The sequence below is a fragment of the Paenibacillus sp. sgz302191 genome (genome assembly GCF_057749925.1).
Window position 1 is genome coordinate 90,339 of the sequence record NZ_JBYLHY010000010.1, and the last position, 19,805, is coordinate 110,143.

The 19,805-nt window shown below is 54.7% G+C and carries 15 protein-coding genes and 1 pseudogene; 2 read left to right on the forward strand and 14 right to left on the reverse strand.

Annotated elements, in window-relative coordinates; all coding sequences use genetic code 11:
- Positions 1–3: 3 nt before the first annotated feature.
- Positions 4–1,209 carry a cystathionine gamma-synthase family protein gene (locus AC3G2T_RS16400; RefSeq protein WP_474681847.1) on the reverse strand — a complete coding sequence of 402 codons (1,206 nt, stop codon included), beginning with the start codon at positions 1,207–1,209 and terminating at the stop codon, positions 4–6.
- 328 nt (positions 1,210–1,537) lie between these two features.
- Between AC3G2T_RS16400 and AC3G2T_RS16405 the strand changes: the two genes are divergently transcribed.
- Together AC3G2T_RS16405 and mmuM are read left to right on the forward strand one after the other, a co-directional pair.
- Positions 1,538–2,191, forward strand: a complete 654-nt coding sequence (locus AC3G2T_RS16405; protein WP_474681848.1) for a GntR family transcriptional regulator — start codon at positions 1,538–1,540, stop codon at positions 2,189–2,191.
- Positions 2,192–2,313: 122 nt separating this feature from the next.
- Complete coding sequence (gene mmuM, locus AC3G2T_RS16410) at positions 2,314–3,264, forward strand: homocysteine S-methyltransferase (RefSeq protein WP_488436178.1); 951 nt, start codon at positions 2,314–2,316, stop codon at positions 3,262–3,264.
- Positions 3,265–3,726: 462 nt separating this feature from the next.
- Here the strand turns inward: mmuM and AC3G2T_RS16415 are convergent.
- From AC3G2T_RS16415 to AC3G2T_RS16475, 13 genes and pseudogenes are all read right to left on the reverse strand, one after another.
- Positions 3,727–4,139: pseudogene (locus tag AC3G2T_RS16415) on the reverse strand (class II fructose-bisphosphate aldolase); the annotation flags it as partial.
- A gap of 61 nt (positions 4,140–4,200) precedes the next feature.
- Complete coding sequence (locus AC3G2T_RS16420) at positions 4,201–8,847, reverse strand: cadherin-like beta sandwich domain-containing protein (RefSeq protein ID WP_488436179.1); 4,647 nt, start codon at positions 8,845–8,847, stop codon at positions 4,201–4,203.
- Positions 8,848–9,143: 296 nt separating this feature from the next.
- Positions 9,144–9,725, reverse strand: a complete 582-nt coding sequence (locus tag AC3G2T_RS16425) for a hypothetical protein (RefSeq protein WP_474681851.1) — start codon at positions 9,723–9,725, stop codon at positions 9,144–9,146.
- A 17-nt stretch (positions 9,726–9,742) separates the two neighbouring features.
- A complete protein-coding gene (locus tag AC3G2T_RS16430; protein WP_474681852.1) occupies positions 9,743–10,747 on the reverse strand; it encodes an ABC transporter ATP-binding protein in 1,005 nt (334 codons plus the stop codon).
- Entirely contained in the window at positions 10,744–11,538 is a 795-nt protein-coding gene (locus AC3G2T_RS16435) for an ABC transporter permease (RefSeq protein ID WP_474681994.1), read from the reverse strand. The genes AC3G2T_RS16430 and AC3G2T_RS16435 overlap by 4 nt, the downstream gene beginning before the upstream one ends.
- An 11-nt stretch (positions 11,539–11,549) precedes the next feature.
- Positions 11,550–12,347 (reverse strand): ABC transporter permease, encoded by a 798-nt coding sequence (locus tag AC3G2T_RS16440; RefSeq protein WP_474681853.1) that lies wholly within the window; start codon positions 12,345–12,347, stop codon positions 11,550–11,552.
- A gap of 12 nt (positions 12,348–12,359) precedes the next feature.
- Complete coding sequence (locus AC3G2T_RS16445; RefSeq protein WP_488436180.1) at positions 12,360–14,081, reverse strand: class I adenylate-forming enzyme family protein; 1,722 nt, start codon at positions 14,079–14,081, stop codon at positions 12,360–12,362.
- 22 nt (positions 14,082–14,103) lie between these two features.
- Complete coding sequence (locus tag AC3G2T_RS16450) at positions 14,104–15,309, reverse strand: 3-dehydroquinate synthase II family protein (protein ID WP_474681855.1); 1,206 nt, start codon at positions 15,307–15,309, stop codon at positions 14,104–14,106.
- 13 nt (positions 15,310–15,322) lie between these two features.
- The gene (locus tag AC3G2T_RS16455) at positions 15,323–16,117 is read right to left on the reverse strand and encodes a 2-amino-3,7-dideoxy-D-threo-hept-6-ulosonate synthase (RefSeq protein ID WP_488436181.1); all 795 of its coding nucleotides are present in this window, start codon (positions 16,115–16,117) and stop codon (positions 15,323–15,325) included.
- Between the two features lie 13 nt (positions 16,118–16,130).
- A complete protein-coding gene (locus AC3G2T_RS16460) occupies positions 16,131–17,552 on the reverse strand; it encodes a class I adenylate-forming enzyme family protein (RefSeq protein ID WP_488436182.1) in 1,422 nt (473 codons plus the stop codon).
- Positions 17,515–18,363, reverse strand: a complete 849-nt coding sequence (locus AC3G2T_RS16465) for a hypothetical protein (RefSeq protein ID WP_488436183.1) — start codon at positions 18,361–18,363, stop codon at positions 17,515–17,517. Before AC3G2T_RS16465 ends, AC3G2T_RS16460 begins: the two co-directional genes overlap by 38 nt.
- Complete coding sequence (locus AC3G2T_RS16470) at positions 18,357–19,541, reverse strand: beta-ketoacyl-[acyl-carrier-protein] synthase family protein (protein WP_488436184.1); 1,185 nt, start codon at positions 19,539–19,541, stop codon at positions 18,357–18,359. The genes AC3G2T_RS16465 and AC3G2T_RS16470 overlap by 7 nt, the downstream gene beginning before the upstream one ends.
- A complete protein-coding gene (locus AC3G2T_RS16475) occupies positions 19,538–19,798 on the reverse strand; it encodes a hypothetical protein (RefSeq protein WP_488436185.1) in 261 nt (86 codons plus the stop codon). The genes AC3G2T_RS16470 and AC3G2T_RS16475 overlap by 4 nt, the downstream gene beginning before the upstream one ends.
- Positions 19,799–19,805 lie beyond the last annotated feature (7 nt).

Genomic DNA, 19,805 nt, shown 5'->3' on the forward strand with positions numbered 1-19,805 from the left:
CCCCTATTTGTTGTGAACGCTAACCGGCATTTGAGCCTCTACATAAGCCAATGCTTGTGTCAAATCCGCAATCAAATCCTCGGTATCCTCGATGCCGACCGAAATCCGCAGCAAGCCTTCCGAAATCCCGAGCGCTTGACGCTCCTCCAAGGTACATTCCACATGGCTTGTCGTTCTCGCAGGCCCGTATATCGTTTCGACCGCCCCCAGATTGCCGGCCCGATTCGCATACTGCAGCTTGAGGAGCAGCAGCTTGATGGCCTCCATCCCGCCCTTGAGCACAATGCTCAGAATGCCGCCGAACCCTTTCATCTGACGCCTGGCGATATCATGGTGTGGATGCGTTTCGAGACCCGGGTAATTCACGCTCTCCACGAGCGGGTGCCGCTGCAGTAACTTCGCCATCGCCATCGCGCTTTGCGCCTGCTGCCGTACGCGCAGATGAAGGGTTTTTATCCCGCGAATGATGAGGAAGGCCGACCACGGATCCAATGTCGCCCCATTAATCTCGCGATAATGGTAGATTTTCTCCATCAGCGCTTCGGACCCGCACACGACGCCGCCCAGCACATCCGCATGTCCGCTCAAATATTTGGTCGCGCTGTGGATGACCAGGTCGACACCGAGGCGAAGCGGATTTTGGTTAATTGGCGTAGCAAATGTATTGTCTACCATCACCAATGCGCCTACGGCTTTTGCAGCCTTAGCCAAACGCTGGATGTCCGTTATCTTCAACGTCGGGTTCGTCGGGGACTCGAGATAAACCACTTGGCAGCCTTTGGCTATCTCCGCTTCGATTTCTTCATGATTTCCCGTATTGCAGAGCGTCACCTGCACATTGATACGCGGCAGAAATTCCGTGAAAATTTTATTCGTTCCCCCATACGTATCCTTAACGGACACGACCCGGTCACCGGGCTTCAAAAATGTATACAATGTGCTGCTAATCGCCGCCATACCCGAGGAAAAAGCGTACGCATTCTCGGCTCCCTCCAGCAGCCTTACCTTCTCTTCCAAGGAGCGGACCGTCGGGTTGGACATCCGATTATACGTATAGCCCGGTTTATGGCCCATCGCCACCTCATACCATTCGTCCACATCTTCATAATCGTAAGCAACGCTCATCATCACCGGGACTTGCGTTGCCCCGTAGACTCTAAAATCTCTCTCCCCGGCCCATACCGCCTTCGTTCCCATATTTATTTGCATATCGCATTCCTCTCGCACGTCGCTCACCCTCGCTTATGTTTTGAATGTTTTAAAATATATTGTATACAAAATAGCGCACAACATATGTTCATTACACAGCCTTTTCCCGATATATAGGGTAATTTTAGCTTTTGCAAATTTGTATACAATATACTATATTCTCTGTGATTTAGATCATAGCACGCCGTATTTTGAAAATCAACAAAAAAATAAAGCGTTTTCAAATCGGTTTGACTCCACTTGAATAAAGCAATTCACAATGTTACTATGGATCGTAGAACTTACGTATATCGTATATTGTATTATTTGTAATTTCATGAGAGGGTGAATGATCATTTCGGCCAACCGCTATCAATCTTTGAAGGATCACGTCTACAATTATATTGCGGAGAAAATCCAGAACGGCTCCCTTCTTCCCAATCAGAAAATAAATGAGGCCTCCATCTGTGAAAAGCTCGGTGTCAGCCGTACGCCGGTCAGAGAAGCGCTCATTCAACTGGCATCGGAAAATTTGCTCGAAAACATGCCGCGAAGAGGCTTTATCGTCAAGGAACTGGATACCAAGAAGAAGCTGGACGTCTTCCAAATTGTCGCCGCGCTCGATGGATTGGCCGCTTCATTGGCCGCTGCGCATCTCACAAATGAGGACATTGCCCAAATGGTCCAATTGGTCGATAAAATCGATCTTGCCATTCAGCAGCAGGATTACTCCGAATATCAGCTTTATCAAAATCAATTTCATCATGTATACCATTTGAAATGCAACAACAGCTCCCTGGTCGAACTGCTGCATTCGCTGCAGCAAAGCTTTGTAAGACAAATTTATTTGAGCAGCGACAAGGAAAAATTGTTTTCCGTCCTTTCCCAGATGAATGAAGAGCATAGGCAAATCATCCAATATTTCAAAGCGAAGGATGCGCAAGGAGTTGAAGCGTTCATCAAGAACGTGCATTGGAAAATCGACTATACGGATATGATTTAGAATGAGAAAAATCAGTACATCGGGCCAGCCGATATGCTGGTTTTTTTACTTTTTATATATTGTATATTGTATAAATATTTGTTACGATGGTTCATATTCTGTCCATTGGTGAGGTGTAGATAGTGAACCCGATACGACATATTCTTGACCGGTTTCCCGTTATGATATTGGACGGCGCTTTATCCACAGAACTGGAACGCCGCGGCTGCGACATCAACGATTCCCTGTGGTCCGCCAAAATCCTGCTTGAGAACCCCGGTGTCATAGAGCAGGTTCATTTCGACTATTTCGCGGCCGGTGCCGACTGCGCCATTACCGCCAGCTATCAGGCAACGATTGGCGGCTTTGTTCAACGCGGCTTAAGCGAAGCGGAAGCGGTTGCGCTTATTCAATCTTCGGTGCGCCTTGCCGTAGAGGCCAGGAATCGTTTTTGGCAGGCATGGGAGCATAAAAACAGCAGGCCGAAACCGATAGTGGCCGCTTCAGTCGGCCCTTACGGGGCTTATTTGGCGGACGGTTCGGAGTATCGCGGGGACTACTCGGTGAACGAACAGGAGCTTACTGAGTTTCATCGTCCTCGTATGAAAGCATTGTTGGAAGCCGGAGCCGATCTTCTGGCATGCGAGACCATCCCCTGCTTGACGGAAGCCAAAGCAATTGCCGCCGCGCTGCAGCAATTTCCTGATGCATACGCATGGGTCAGCTTCAGCGCCAAGGATGGACAACATATCAGCAATGGGGACACCATTGGCGAATGCGCCGAATGGCTGGACCGCTGCGATCAAATCGCGGCCATAGGCGTAAACTGCACATCGCCCCAATACATTGCGGAGCTTATTCGTGAAATCCGCCAGCATACCTCCAAGCCGATTCTGGTATACCCCAACTCCGGCGAGCAATACGTTGCGGTCACACGGAGCTGGCAAGGGACATCCGATGACCAGTGCTTCGGCGATAGCGCACAAACCTGGTACAACCAGGGAGCCCGGATCATCGGCGGCTGCTGCCGTACCACACCCGACGATATCCGCTCCATCGCCTCTTGGGTTAGAGAACTCCCGCTGCAGGGCTGAGATGGCAATTTTCGAGGGCTCGGTATACCAAGCTCCGCTCCCGGCAAAAGAAAAGAGCGGAAACTTTTTCGCTCTTTAATCTGCCCGACCCTAATTAGGGGGACAGCCGCTTTTTCCGGGCGCGCGCCTCTCTTAGCGCATGTTATGGAACTGCGCAACTGGTCAGGAATCAGCCTGACAGAGAGAAAACCTGCGAAAGTGCAGGTTTTTTCTTTGAAATTGGTTTATTTTGGTGAAAAACCTGCAAAAGCGCATGAATTTTCGCTGAGAGTGAACCGGAGTCCATCTATTCGGTGAAAAGCCTGTACTTTTGCAGGAATTCAGCTTCGCCAGCGATTTAGGACGCAAATTCATGTATTTTTGCAGGTTTTCTTCGTGCAGCCAGGCAGATTGTGGCTATCGCCTCTGACGCGAGAGATTTAGTGCAGCCTGCAGAGCGGAGATTTTCCCTGATCATTCTCATTGCTTCACTTGTTCCGCAGGAATACCGGAGCCCCCATGCCATACAAGTGGAACCGATACGCTCCTCGCGATCTCGGCAATCCGGTCAAAGGCAATCCTCGGTTCACCTTTATAAATCCCGTGTGCCGTACCAATCGCTGGAGCCAATGTAGGAACTCCCGTCAATTCAATAAATTCTGCACATTCCTTCGAATCCGCCAACATAGCATCCGCTTCTTCAACCACAATATCATCTTCTACCCCGCCGACTTTTCCCAGTTCTGCTTTAACATGAATCCCAGGGCTTTTGCTATTTCAACGACCTTTTTCGTCCTCTTTACGTTTTCCTCAAAAGCGTGCATGGAAGCATCAATCATGACCGATGTATAGCCCGCATGCATGCACGGTACAATTAACTCAAAATCATGGCAATGTAAAGGCTTCTCCTTATGGCTTATTGCCGCATAGGAGAAGCCTTTTGAAGAAGACTGTACTTTACTTGCTCTTTTGTGCCAGCATATTCAATAGAATCGTTACAGCTTCTGCCCTTGTTGCAGGGTCTTGAGGGGCGAATGCGTTATCGCCTTTCCCTTGCACAATACCTGCTTGCTTCACATAAGCAACGCTGTCCTTCGCCCATGCCGGAATGTCCTTGTCGTCCGCGAAGCCTGTTGCTGCATTCGTTTCGACAGATTTGCCCAGTGCCTTAGCGATCGTCAGCGCCATCTCTGCTCGCGTAATTTCTTTATCCGGACGGAAGCTGCCATCCTCATAGCCCTTAATAATGCCGTCTCGCACCGCCTGCGCGACTGCTTGCTGCGCCCAAGCTCCGATCTTCGCTGCATCTGTGAAAGTCAGCGGCGCTCCTTCTCCTTGCAGCTTCAGCGCGTTCATCAGCATGACGGCAAATTCCGCACGCGTAACGGTATGATTCGGCTTGAATGTGCCGTCCGAATAACCCGTTACGATTCCGCCGCTAACCGCTCGCTTGATGCTGGCCTCAGACCAATGTCCGGATATATCGCTAAAATTCAGTTTCGTACCGGTCAAAGAATCTTTCTTTGGCCCTGCCGCCGCTTGACCTACAGCGAACACCGCATATTTCGTAAAGTGCTCCACCTCTACACGGATGTGATTGCCGTTTACTACGCCGCCGACTTCCACCCATTCCTTCTTCGCTTCGTCAAAATAAAATACCGCGGCCCTTTGGCCACTGCTCAAGCTTGTCGGATCGAAAGCAAAAGTCAGCGTTACCGGATTGCTAAAGTTACCTGAGAAATTTTTCAAAATCTCGAAAATCGGGCTGACCGGAACTTCTTTATTCGTTAGCAGGTTGTGAGTTTCTAGCAATTTGTCTATCGTTATTTTCAGTTCTTGGGCTGAAGCATTTGCCGGGATAGAGACCGTGACCTCGCTTTGCAAACTAACCTCGCCCGCTGTTCCTATCGGAAGCGTTAAATGACCGTCAGCGGAAGTTACCGGCGGGTTACTTGGTGCTGTTGAACCACTACCACCTCCATCACTTCCACCACCGCTTGGCGCAGTAACCGGTGCCTCGCGCGTCACTGTAACCTGATACAGCTTGCTGCTGCCGTTTTGTGCTGTTACAACGATGGCGATCGGGTTAGGGCCAACACTCAGGCTGATAGCTCCGCTCGCTTGACCGCTGGATATCGAAATTCCGTTCACGGTCATCGCCGCCTTGCTGTCATATACGCTCGCCGTTACGGTAAGACTCGATACGCCGTTATCCACACTGGAAGTGTAGGCCGTCGTTCCGGATGCGAAGGCGGGACTTAGCGCTCCGCTTGACAACGATAGACCGCTCAAGTCTGCATTGCTGCTTGGTGCTGTTGAACCACTACCACCTCCATCACTTCCACCACCGCTTGGCGCAGTAACCGGTGCCTCGCGCGTCACTGTAACCTGATACAGCTTGCTGCTGCCGTTTTGTGCTGTTACAACGATGGCGATTGGATTAGGGCCAACATTCAGGCTGATAGCTCCGCTCGCTTGACCGCTGGATATCGAAATTCCGTTCACGGTCATCGCCGCCCTGCTGTCATATACGCTCGCCGTTACGGTAAGACTCGATACGCCGTTATCCACACTGGAAGTGTAGGCCGTTGTTCCGGATGCGAAAGCGGGACTTAGCGCTCCGCTCGACAACGATAGACCGCTCAAGTCCGCATTGCTGCTTGCCATTGGCGCACGGTTCACAGTGAGAGAATACGTATTCATCGTCATGCCGTCCTGCGCGGTCACCATAATTGGGATCAGGTTAGACCCGACATTCAAGTTGGAAAAAGTATAGGTATACACGTTGCCCGTAACTGTGCCGTTCGCCGCGCCTGTAACCGTAAGCGTTTGATCCGGATTCGCCTTGGTTACGGTGAAATTGAGAGTTGAAACGGCGTTGGGCACATTCACGCTGTATTCAAGTTCCGATGGCGCAAACGCAGGTGAAATCGTGCTTTGATCTACAGTCAAGCCGGACAGCAGCGCATCGTTGCTGATCCTGATGACATGGATCGTATAGGTTTTCGTGATGGCGCCATTCTGCGTTTTTACAACTACTGTAATCGTATTCGCTCCTACGCTCAGCGGAATCGCTTCGCTTGGCTGGCCGCTTGTTACAGCCGAACTCGCTCCCCCATTTGCTGCAACCGTCACGCTCGCTGTTGCATCCGCCGCCGTCGGCGTGACCGTCACGCTCGCAACGCTGCTCGCAACGCTCAGTGTATAGCTCGTCGTTGCCGCTGCAAAACTTAACGAACCGCTGCTTACGCTCAAGCCGCTCAAATCCGCTGTGTTCGCTTGGATCGTCTGATTGACGCTTGTGTCCGCATAGCCGGTTGCGGATACGGTAATCGTATGATTGCCTTCCACAAGCACGCCGGCGCCTATCGTGATCTTCCCGGCGCTTACGGTGTAACTATCCGCCGGCACTGTTGCCGCGCCGTCTTTTACTGCCGTAATCGCTCCGCGCCATGCCGCATCGTCCGGGAACGTGATGTCGATCGCGTTCGCCGCATTGTTGCCTGTCGTGTCCGCCGTTAACGTCGGCGATCTCGGTGTTATCATCTGACTTAATGTCGCATCCGCATAATGTCTCGTCGATACCGTGATCGTATGGTTTCCTTTTGCCAGCACGCCCGGGCCCAACGTGATCTTCCCGGCGCTAACCGTATAATCCGCCGCCGAAATCACGGTCGTTCCGTCTCTCACCGCAGTAATTTCATTGCGCCAAGCCGCTAAATCCGGGAACGTAATGTCGATCGCGCTTGCCGTGTCATTGCTCGTCGTATCCGCCGTCAACGCAGGCGGTGTCAAAAGAAATTTCTGAACTCCCGGCTTCCTGTCGATAGCGGGATCTCCACCCATAATAAATACGGAATTCGCCAAATAGGGAACGCCGTTATCGAGGTAAAGAGAGTTTCCAAGCGCCGTGCTTTCCGTAATCCCCGAGACGCCCACCGTTACCCAACTGCTTCCGTTAAATTTCTTCACTGTGGCTTTAGCGTCACTTCCCGCATAAGCCACATAGAGAGTCCCCCCGGAAAAATAGAAGGAAGTGTAATTTACAAAATTCCCGCCATCTCCCACTATTTTTAAACTCCCGTTGTCTATCCTCGTCCAACCGTTTCCCTCGTACTTTTTCAGCGTGATGCTATTGCCGGTTAGCCAATCCACATAAGCAACATACGGGATGCCGCCGTCTACGGTCAAGGACGTGTTTTGATTTCCGCCATCGGCAAATTGGCCCAAAGCGACCCAGCTTCCGCCCGTTTTGTCGAATTTTTTGGCCACACCTGTGTAAACGGTGATATCCTGCCATATTCCGCCAACATGTATGCGATCCGGTTTCTCGTTTCGATATGCCACGTAAGGGGTGCCGTCGTAGACCGACAAGGAGATCTGCGACACGGTATCCTGCGAAAATCCCTCGCTGCCCATCGTCACCCAACCGCCACTGCTTGCATCGTATTTTTTCACCGTAATTTTATAACCTTTTGACCCATCCTCATACGCAACATAAGGAGTGCCGTTAGAGACCTTCAAGGAAATCCCGCTCGCTAGGCCTGTCGAAATATCTCCGCTGCCTACAGGCAGCCAACTGCTACCATCGTATTTTTTTACGGACAACTTATTTCCGTTTGCCGCATCGTTATAAGCTGCATACAAGATACCGTCCGAGACGGACGTGGCCATCGAGTTGACTGAGCCTGTAGAAAGCGCGCCGTTCCCGGCAAGCGTCCAACTGTTTGTGTTTGCATCGTATTTTTTCACGTAAAGTTTGCCGCCTAGCCCGTCGCCGATGCTAATGCCATCGACATAAGCCATATAGGGAGTGCCGTCAATGAACGCCAGGGATATTTGAAACGATTTGCCTACCGATAAGCCTCTGTTGCCCACGTACTGCCAACTGCCCAGGTCATTCTCGTCGAGATCGTTGATCTCTATCGGCCCATTGAAAGGTTCCCTTACGATATCCGCAAGTGCGCCTGCTTCTATTCTAATCTGGTTGCCCAACCCCATCAGCGGGTTTTTAAAATTGATTTGAAGCTTGCTGGCCCCGCCTGATGTGGAGTTGCTGATGGAATCCTCCGAATCGAGCGCTTTAAAGATCGCCTCATCCGTTCTTTTGACGCTGATTTTGCTTTTCAGATCGGCAAGCGTACCCACTTGCGTCTCCGGAACGGTAAAAGAAACCGTAACCGTCTTATTGCCCTCGCCGACAGATGCGGACCACGCGGCATCAAGCTCCGGGCCAGGGTCGCGATATAAGCAACCATTGCCAAATATATTTGCTGGTTCTACATGAGCAAACTCGCTTTCACCGCAAAATACGCCTGCAACAGACGAACCGTCAGCTAGCGTATACGTTTTGGAAGTCAGCTTTTTAGTTATGTAACGCTGTTGGCCATCTATTAACGACGTCGAACCATATTCCACGAGTTTCGTGCCGGTAAACGAACAATATTTCCCGTCGGCGGCACAGTAGGTCCATGGAGGCGGAGACGCTGCCGACGCAGGGGACGCAAGCGGAGAGAAAAGCGATAATACGGAGAATAACGCACACCCGGCTAAAATAATGGCGAACTTCAGCAATAACCCCTTCTTTATTCTTGTTACGAGCATTGTTGTTTTACTCCTCTTGACTGAATTTTTAGTGATTTCAAATCTCTGAATCGTAACTTTTTTAAGTATACTACAGCCAAATGAAAGAATAATAAAAGATTTGACCATAAACAGGAATAAAACCGCACAGTATCAAGCCTTCGCAGCTTTTCAGCCGAAACAAAGTTAGCCTATCCCTTCCCCCGAAAAAAGAAAAACCCCTGGCTGTAACAGCCAGGGTTTAACTAATAAGGAATGAATCATCCAGGGTCCACTCCGGTAAAATCAGGGTCCTCCTGGCCCTGAGGCGTTCTTCCTCAACGGGGCTCTACTCCTTCAAGCGTCATGGCAAACAAGTACATGTTCGGATTGTCGGGCAGCTCGATCGATCGGATCGCCCGGGTCTCATCCAGCTTAATCCGGTCCACATAAAAGCCGTGAACCCGGTCTATTTTGATCTCTTTTTCATGGCAGTACGGGAATGTGAAGGCCGGTTCGTCGTGGAAAAATCCGGTCTCCGCTTTTTGGGGCTGGATCCAGTCCGACAATGCAAGCTCTTTTTTCTCTTCCGTCCCATCCGCATAGCGGATTGTTGCCTGCCCTTTAAAATTCCCCCACGTACAAAATCCGAGGAACGCCGCTTGTCTGCAGCGGACGGCATCCAACTCCAACAATTGCCCCTCGCAGCTGATGTGGTCATTGTCAGGACTGTCGGTTTTTGGAAACACAAACGCCGTATCCCCTACCTTCACAGTCTCCCCGTTCGGGACGATGTCACCGTGAATGTGCAGCCCCTGAAAGTCCAAACGGCCCTCGATGCCGAGTTTTTCCCATGTGATCCCTTTGCCGTTGAAAGTTGGCGTCAAATCGACACAAATATGATTTTCCGTCCCATTCATGGAATAACCTCCTGAATTTACGCGTTTCGATACGCTTTTTGTTCGTATATATGCTTGATGATTTCTTCAATCCCCGGCTCCTTGATCGTGAGGTCTACGATCGGCAGCCGCTCGTTCAACATACCGATCATCGGTGCGATATGGGCGTCGTCTTCGATTCGGAACCACAGCTTTCGCTCTTCGGTCCTGACGATCTCGGGTCCGTGCCACTCAGGCTCGCCGAGTTTCCAACCGCCCGTATCGACGACCAGATACCGGTGCTCGCCAAATTCTCTCACCATTTCCAAAGTCGAGCCGTCGTAGATCACCCGGCCCTGATCGATAAAGATAACCCGCTTGCACAGTTTTTCGATATCGTCCAAATTATGCGTCGTCAAAATGACCGTGATGCCCAGTTCTTCATTGATTTTGCGAATAAACGACTGAATATTCGTCTTGGCCACGATATCGAGCCCAATCGTCGGCTCATCCAGAAACAAAATTTCCGGACTGTGCAGCAGCGCAGCGGCAATGTCGCCGCACATCCGCTGGCCGAGGCTGAGCTGCCGGACCGGCATATGCAGGATGTGCTCCAAATGAAGAACGTCCGTGAACGTAGCCAATCTGTCCTCATAAATCCGGCGAGGAATGGAATAAATTTTGGCGAGCAGGCGGAAGGACTCGACGAGCGGCAGATCCCACCACAGCTGGGAGCGTTGGCCGAACAGGACGCCGATGCTGCGCGCGTTTTCCTGCCGGTGCTTGTAAGGTTCTCTGCCCAGCACTTGGACAGAGCCTGAGGTCGGAACAAGAACGCCGGAAAGCATTTTGATCGTCGTAGACTTTCCCGCTCCGTTCGGACCGAGGTAGCCGACGAATTCCCCTTTGCAAATCGAGAAGCTAACCTCGTCGACGACACGCTTGACGGTTTTACGCGATCCGAACAACCCGGCGAAGCCGCGTGTCTGCCGATTTTTCTCCCCTCCTGCAGCCGGAACCTTGAACTCGCGGACTAATCGGTCCGCCACGATTACTTCGCTCATGTTCCCGCTCCTTTATACTCATTGATGCCTCTGCGCCACACCAGATACGTCAACCCGCACAGCAGGACGGCTATGACCGGAGGCGCGTAGACGAGTCCCGTGTAGAACGGAATAGGCTTGTTGTCCTGAAAAAAATGCAGCGACGGATAGTACGAAATAAAGCCGACCGGCAGCACAAAGGTAAGCAGCACCTGCACCCATTTGCTGTATGCAGTTAACGGAAATTTGCTGAACTGGAACAGGAATGTGTCGAAAATCCCCCGCAATCCCTGCGATTGAAGCGTCCAGAACGACGTGCAGGCAATGAGTGTGAACAGTGCCCATTCAATCGCTGCGGCGCTTACGATCATAACGATCAGCATCGCCATATGCATCAAGTTCCAGCCTTCGAAATAGCGCAGCGCATAGGCCAAGCCGCCGCAGCCGACGACCAGATCGCCGAGCCCGCCGATTTCCACGGTCCGGGTGAAATATTGGAAGAGCGGCGGCAGCGGCCTGACCAGAAGGCGGTCGAACTCCCCTTCCCTCAAGGTCCGGTCGAGATCGGAAATCTGCTGGAACACGACGATATACAGACCGTGCGTCAACCTCCAGACGGACAGCATAAACAGCAGTTCATGGAAGCCCCAGCCCCCGATCTGCGGGACGCGCTGCGTCAGTACCCATGAAAGAACCATGTCGACCAAGCAAATGATGGCGATGCTGATCGTCCCGATCAAAAAATTGGCCGGGTATGCCGTTCGTGAACGGATATTTGCCCACTGCAGCGTTATGTACAGCTTTACATACATGATCACCCGCACTACCCTCCCGCTGCGGCCAGCCGCCGCCTCTCGAAGTACAGCATGGCCTGGCCGAACAGAAAGAGCGCCATCATCCATGCCGCCTGAAAGCCGAGAGCGCCGGCCAATTCCCCGCCGGTCTTTTGTCCGATATAGATGGACAGCGGTATATAATAAATGCCCTGGAACGGAAGCCAGTGCAGGAAGGCCCCGATGGCTTCCGGGAAAAACCAGAGCGGTACCAGAAATCCGGAGCAGACGCGGACCAAGCCTTCCTTGATGACATCGAAGCCCCAGCTCTGGGTGAAGCGGAAAGCCAGAATGCCGACGCAAAAATTAATGCAGAACGATAGCATAAAAGCCATGGCGGCGCTGATCCCGAACAGCATCAGCCGTCCCGCGTCCGGTATGTCGATCGGATAAATAAACCAAAGCGCAATACCAAGCGGCACGACGACAAAAAGAAGGGAAAACACCGCACTTGCGGCCGATTTCGCCAGATACATCAGCATCCAGTTCCAGGGCTTCATGAAATCGGTCACGATGGTGCCGGTTGAAACCTTGTGTCCCATCTCGCCCGCCATGTTCGGTGCAAGCAGCATGCTGACGATAACGGATACAATCGCGTAAGTGGCCATCGTCTTGGCATCTACGCCGGTATCGGCGGCAAGACGAGGCGTAAATTTGTACATGGACAGCCAAATCTCCCGCATGGCCGTAACTAATATGATGGAGCCGGCCACCTTGAGCACCAAATCGAGCTTATACACGTTCATGCTCTTGAACGTCGTTACCGCGAAATAAAAATATTTCTGCATTTCGCACGTATCCTATTCCGCCGCCGAGGCCGCATGCCTGCCGGAGTCGGCCGGATCGAACGCGACGGCGTCCCCTGACGGCAGCACATTCGGAATCCGGAGCGCGTCCCGAAACCGTTCGCGCAGCGCGCGCTTCAATATTTTGCCCGTCGGGCCGCACGGAAGGTCTTCCTTGGCCTCGGTTACGGCCAGGAACGCAAGCCGGCTTTGTCCGGCCTTTTCAAGCGTGCTGTTGACGAGAGCAAGCCATCCGTCCGGCGATAAGCCGGAACCGGCAGCTATGAGAAGCACGGCCGCCGGCCGTTCGAACCCGTCTTCCGCCGAAATGCCGAAGACAGAGCAATCCCGGACGAGAACGTGCGCGTTGAGCGCCGTTTCTTCCATCGGCAAGCTGTAGACCGGACCGTTCTTCCCCCGGATAGTATCCTGGATTCGGTCTACATGGTAGAACATGCCCTGCTGGTCCTTATACACCATATCGCCGGTAAGCCAGTAACCGTTCAGGCGAGAACGATAAGTAAGCTCCGATTGGTTCCAGTATCCGCTTGTAACCGTCGGAGATTTGATGCCCAGCATGCCGACCCGGCCCGGCGGCAGCGTCTCTCCCTCAGGGTTCAGCACAGCCGCGTCGACGAATTCATTCGGATAGCCGACACAGCGGTCGTAAATTTCCGTGCGAATAGAGTGGATTTTGCGGAACAGGGTGAAGCCCATCTCAGATGAGCCCAGACCGTCAAGGAAGGTCGAGCCTTTCTCTTTTTTGCCGTTCCGGATGTGCGAGCCGGCGCGGATTAGAGGACGGATATGACGCTCATGCGCGCTGTCGCCCGTGTTCATCCACACCTCGATCGACTCGGTATTGCGGCTGGCCGGATCAAGCTCCGCGAGCTCCGCATACGTCTGCGGAAAGGCGATTACGGTCATCGGCTTGAACGATTCAGCCTGCTCAAGGACTGCCTCTCCCGACAAATCGGCCATAATCAGGAGAGGTGAACCAACCAGCATATAGTACATCGGGAAAGCAATGCCCGCCGAATGCGAATGCGGAAGCGCGGACAGGACGCGCTCCGAGTCCCGGCCGACTGTCAGCCGGGTGCGGATGCCGGCAAAAAATTGATGATGCTCGAACGTAATCGCCTTCGGCATTCCCGTCGTTCCCGAGGAATGACAGATCAGCACCGGATCCCGGGGCGCGTGGCGATAAGGGTAGACGGGCGGCAGACTTCGATCCTGCCATCCCCCTTCCGCTTTTGCCGCGATCTCGTCGGTAATCAGCAGACCGCATGACTCGTCTGCGTCGGCTGCAATCGCGGCATGGCGCCGGGTATCGGCATACACCGCCTTGACGCCGATGCGGCCGATGAATCGGACCGCGATCTCAGGCTTCATCGCGCCGTTCACCAACACCGGAATAGCTCCCAATGACGTTAACGCCAAATAATGAACCATGCTGCCGATGCCCTCATCCAGGTATACGGCGACGCAATCTCTTGACTCTACCCCAAGCCGGTGATAGAGCGACGCGTAGTGGCGGGCCAACGCCTCCAGTTCCCGCAGGCTAAGCGTTTCATAGGAAGCGCCGTCATACGCAGCGAACGGCTTGTGCAGCCATAATAGCGGATGGTCCGGCGCGGGGTTTCCCTCAAGTGCAAAGGAAAGAAAATTGCCGCAGCCCAGCCGTTCGTCGTTCTGCCATCGTTCCCGGACGTCCAACGGTACAAAAGTCTCGCTCACCGTCATCCACTCCTTTCGTTCCCTATTGTTCAAGAATAAACTCATCGACTTTGACGCCTACATGACGGCCCGAAGCCATCGTATGGCCGAGCACCTTCGTGCCGGGGCGCAGATTCGTAATGTTGAGCGGCTGCCCCTCCGCGCCGAAAATGCGGACATGCCAATCTTCCTGCATGATCGTATTGACCCGCGTGCCGTCGGCCGCTTCCGCCTCGATATACAACAGCGGCCTGCGTTCGATTTTGACCCGCCCTACCGCGGCCCGCCGAGCCTTGCCGTTCGTGGCTACGACAAGTATTTCCATGCCTGCGCGGAGATCGGACAAATACCAGGTTTGATTGTCAGGGGCGAGAACGTAGCTGTGCAGGCTTCCCGCGTTCACGCGAAACGGCCGGGTAGGCATGTACGGTAGAGGATGGGTTTCGCTGCAGGCAAGCAGCCCGCCGTTCGAGAACGAGCCGAGCAGGATGCCTTCGTCCAGGCCCAGGTAAGTCGTCAGGTCGATGCATGCCCGGTCGCCCATACCGACATGGGACGTCCTCACCACGGTGAGTGTCTCCACCCGCTGCTCCGGCCGGGTGCGATTCGCGTGGACGACATCGTGCAGCGCGTACAGCTCGTTCCAGTCGTCCGTAGCGAAGATGACGCCGTCTGCCCCGCATTCGAGCACGCCGAATACAACTTTGGACTCCAACTTGTCCCTCACCTTCATAACGACAGCACAGCCCGTATTCTGGGCATCGGCCAGTACGATCTCCAGCGGAATTTTGGTATCGTCCCTGAACTCTACGATGAGCAGCTGCACTTCGTGCGTGAGCGCGACCGCCCGCTGCAGCGATGCAGGATCGGTAACGTTCACGAATGTCCCTGCCGTAACGCCGATCGAATGTCGATGCTGCTTGAACCAGCCGCTTTCGACGGCCTCCGGTTCGAGAATGAGGACGGCGTCCCCGATCCGGTTGTAGCGTTCGATCTCCTCGGCGGTCGGTATGCCTGTCGTGAACACAATTTTGCGCAAGCCGGCCGGAATCCGGTCAAGCTGGGCTTCATCGGCGATCACACCGTCGAATTTCAGGTGCGACAGGAGAGAAAGAATAGGATCGGGATCGGATGGACCCCCGGCCTGCCGCAAATCAAACCATGCAAATTTGGATGTGCCGCTCCTGATCGAGATGTGATCGGCACTTTTGGCGATGCTTATTTCGATTTCGTTGGTAATGGCTTTCATTCCCTTTCCTCCTTTAGACCCACTGCAATAAGCCGGCCGTGCTGTCGATGGCCTCGGACACGGCCCTGACGACTTCTTCGGGCTGCCCCGCTTCGAACACGTTGCGCCCCATAGCCACGCCTCGTGTACCTGCCTTGATCGCATCGCGGGTAAACTGAACGACGTCGTTCAGGGAGGTTTTCTTTTCTCCGCCCGCCACCAGGATCGGGATCGGGCACGACCGGACGACCTGGCTCATTGTTTCGACCGAGCCGGTATAGACGGTTTTGACGACGTCCGCGCCAAGCTCCGTGGCCAAATTGACCGCATGGGCGACAAGGCCGGGCTCTTGCGGATTCGCGATGCGGGGGCCGCGCGGATAGACCATCGCGACCAGGGGCATATTCCAGCGGCTGCAGGCATCTGCGGTTCTGGCCAGATCGGACAGCTGCGCCGCTTCCGTCGGCGCCCCCATGTTGACGTGCACGCTTATCGCATCCGCCCCGAGACGAATGCACTCTTCGACCGATGCGACAATCGTCTTGGCGTTGACGTCTTCGGCGTGAACGGTGCTTGCGCTAATGTGGATGACAAGCGATAGCCGCTGGAAGCAGGCCGGATCGAAGAACCGGACGCGCCCCTTATGCAGAACGACGGCATCGGCCCCGTTCGCGGCAATCGCTCGGTTGAGCGCCGCCATGCCCGCCAAGTCGCTGATGGGCCCCCTTGTCACCGCATGGTCGAGCGGGACCATAAACATGCGCTCTCCGCTGCGGCTGAACAACCGCATCATGCGCATTTGCTTCGTGCGCGATTCCATTTCAAACATGAGCTCTCCTCCTTTACTCCGTTATTCCCGGGGCGTGCCAGGGGGGCAAGCCCGCCAATGCTGCCGGATCGCGAACCGGCTTCCCGCTGGCAGTGCGGGGAAGCGAATGGACCCGGTGAAACATTTGCGGGATTTTGTAGGCGGCCATCCGGCCGGCGCACCACCGAAGCAGCTCGGACATGTCGAGTCCCGGCTTCCCGACAAGATACACTTCCAGCCGCTGATCCTCCGTAAAAACCGCGCGTGCCTCCTCAACCTCCGGATGCTGGCCGATGCTGTTCTCCGTCTCTACCGCGTCCACCTTGAGCCCGCCGATAATCCGTATCGAGTCGAGCCTTCCCTGCAAGTGAAGCAGCCTGCCGCCGGGCTCAACCTCGACCGCGTCGCGGGTATGCAGCCAGCCCTCCTTGTAGCGCTCGTTGCCTGCCTCGTCCGCATAGGGGGACTGCGAAAGCCCGATGAGCAGTTCTCTATCTCGAATTTCCCACTCGATGCCGTTCAGACATGCTCCGATAGTACCCGGAAAGTCGCCATGCCAATCGGCGGCCAGCATGCCTGTTTCGGATGTTCCGTAGGCTTGACCTATCCGCACGCCAAACCGTTCGCGAAACTTCTCGGCCACGGTTTCCGGCAGCATCTCCCCGCCGCTGACGGCGATTCGCAAGCTGCCGACGTCCGTCTCGGCCAAGCCGGCCAGCAGTTCAAAATGAAACGGTACGGCAAATAGTGCGGTGGTCCGCGAAGCCGCCATGCTCTGCACAATGCGCTTGCCCTGCAGATCCGGCGGAATTAATACAGCCGCACCTGTCGAAAGGGCCGTCATGACGGCGCCGACCAGTCCGAAGGAATGGTGCAGCGAGGCGAGAACGGCCACGGTATCGTCCGGCCGGATGCCGTTTGGGATCGCGGCCAGCCGATCCAGCTCCGCGAGAATGGAGGCGGCGGAACGGACGACGGCCTTGGGGCGGCCCGTCGTACCGGAAGTGAATTGCAGAATCGCGTAAGGCCTAACCGCAGCCCCGCCTTGGCAGTAATCCTGTCCGTAAGCGGTGATGTCAACGTCAAGCTCTTCCCTAAAAACCGGCACGCCCCCGGACTTGAGCCTGTCACGAATACGGTAGCCCGGGCGAAACCGGTCCAGCAGTTCATCCGCTTCGTCTTGCTGAAGCCGTGGATCAATGATTATGATGCCGGCGCCAAGACTCCAGAGCGCATAGACCAGATAGAGATAGGTGAACGATCGGTTAACCTGCAAGGCGACAGTTGTCCCCCGGCCGATTCCTCGTCTCTCCAGTTCCGGAATCCATGTGTTGATCTCGCGCTGCAGCCGGCCGTATGAAACGGTTTGCCCGGCAATCAGAGCGGGTCGGTCCGGGTCGGTCCGGGCAATGAGCGATTTAGCCCAATCCGGCGGGATGTGCCAATCGGATGTCATACGGGTCTCCTCCCATACTGTAGTCGCGGAACAAAACGCTTGCCGGGGCCGGCAGATCGTTAAGCCGCTGCAAAGCAAGCGCCAAGCCGATCATTCCCTGTATGCCGCCAAGGCGCAGCGGCAGCGCTTCATGCGCATTGCCTGCGGTTTCGGCGCAGTCGGAAACACCTGACCCGACCAGCTCAAGGACAGCCAGAATCGGGCGACCGTCCACAGACGCATCGGCTGCAAGCTCTACGACGAATGCGGCGGCTGCGTCAACGACTGCGTCATGCCCGGTACCGGAAGGGTCAAGCAGGCTCCACGTCTTATCCGTCTTCACACTCCCTGACACTTCAGCGCCGACGATAATGACCTGCCTGGCATCTCCGGAAGCAAGCAGCAGTTCCGCCTGCTCCAAGAGCGCAGACGTCATGTTCCCGAACGCCGCCATACACAGGGTCGTTCCGCTGATGCCCATGTCGCGCGCAATGTAGCCGACAATGGAATTCATAACCGACTGGTAGAACAGCATCGGATTGTCCGGTTTGCCCTGGATCAACAGCTTGCTGGCCAGGTCGTTGGTCGTCGCGTCGCCGAACAAGCTGCCCAGAAGCAGCGATGTCCGCTCTCCCGCGGAGAAAGCTCCAGTATCAAAGAGGCGTTTGACGACGGCATATACAAGCGGGTTAAAGGCCGACTCGATGAATCCGGGTACGGGCGGAACGTCGGCGGGAGCCTGTTCCTGCCAGTTCCGCCCTTCGAGCCGACTGACATCGTCGCCCCAGGGCCCCAGACAAACGGCCGAAGTAATCGCAAGCCGGGTCACCATATCCCTCCTTCCTTGACATTCTTAAGTAAGATCGCGCTGTTGAAGCCCCCGAAAGCCGCATTCAGGTTGACCGCGCAGCGAATCTCGGACACTCTCGCGGCATGGGGGACGTAGTCGAGATCGCAAGCCGGATCGGTATCGGTAAAGCCGGCGGTCGGCGGAACGATGCCCGCATTCATGGCAATCATCGTAATGGCCGTCTCAACTGCGCCGGTACCGTCCAGCATGTGGCCTGTCATCGTTTTCGTGGAGGTGACGGGGATCCGGTAAGCGGCGGAGCCGAACACTTGCTTGACCGCTTTTGTTTCGCTCGCGTCGTTGAGAGGCGTACCCGTGCCATGCGCATTGATGTAATCAACGGATTCCGGATGGACGCCCGCTCTCAGAATCGCCTTCATCATGGCTCTTGCCATGCCTCCTCCCTCCGGGTCTGGCTGGCAAACATGGAAAGCGTCGTTCGCAACGCCCCAACCGGCGATTTCCGCCAAAATATCGGCTCCGCGATGCCGGGCATGATCGAAGTCTTCCAACACGAACATCGCTCCGCCGTCCCCAAGCAGCATGCCGGTCCGACCCCTGCTGAACGCGCGTACTTTACCGTCCCGGGAAAACGCCCTTCCCGAATTGAACTTCGCAAAAATTTCCTCGGTAACGAGCGAGTAGCCGCCGCAAAGCGCCGCGGTTTCCTTGCCCTGGGCAATGAGTTCGCAAGCGGCGGCGATAGCGCTGCTTGATGCGATGCACGCATTCGTATACGCCCACTGTCTGCCATGAAGCTTGAACCGTTCCGCCATCGCTGCGAGATGGTAGGCGGGCAGCCATTCCATGCCGCCTCTCGTTTCCATATTTCCGTCTAACTGCTCATGCCAAAAGCGGTTAAGTTCGCCGTAATCGCCCATTGTGCCCAGCATAATTGCGACATGACCGCTGTCGAGACGAGCCATGCGCAGCGCCGCTTCCGCAAGCTCCATGCCAAGCTCCAGAAACCTTCCGGTAAAGCGGGATTCCGCTGCCACGGCGTTTTTGAACTTGTCTGTATCAAACCGGGTCACCGGCGCAAACCGGTCTTCACCGCGAAACAAATGACGTCTTACGGCCTCTTCACCATAACCGAACGGCGTCAATAAGCCGAATCCGGTAATTGCGACCCGCCGGCCTGGCCGGCTCAGCTGCTTCAATGCGATTCAGCTCCTTCCGCTTCTCTGCTTTTTCGGTGGAGCAGCCTGTGGATGGCATTGATGGAACGGAATTGCTCCCAATCCTCGTCATCGAGCCGCAGGTTCAAACCGTATCGGGTCTCCAGTCCGTTCAAAAACCAAACAAGCGTCAACGAATCCAGCACGAGCTCCGTATCGTAGGCCAGAATGTCCGTTACCGTTCTGAACAGGTTGCGCTCAAGCAGCAGTTCCTTGATTTGCTCCTTCGTGATATCCATCTGCCGC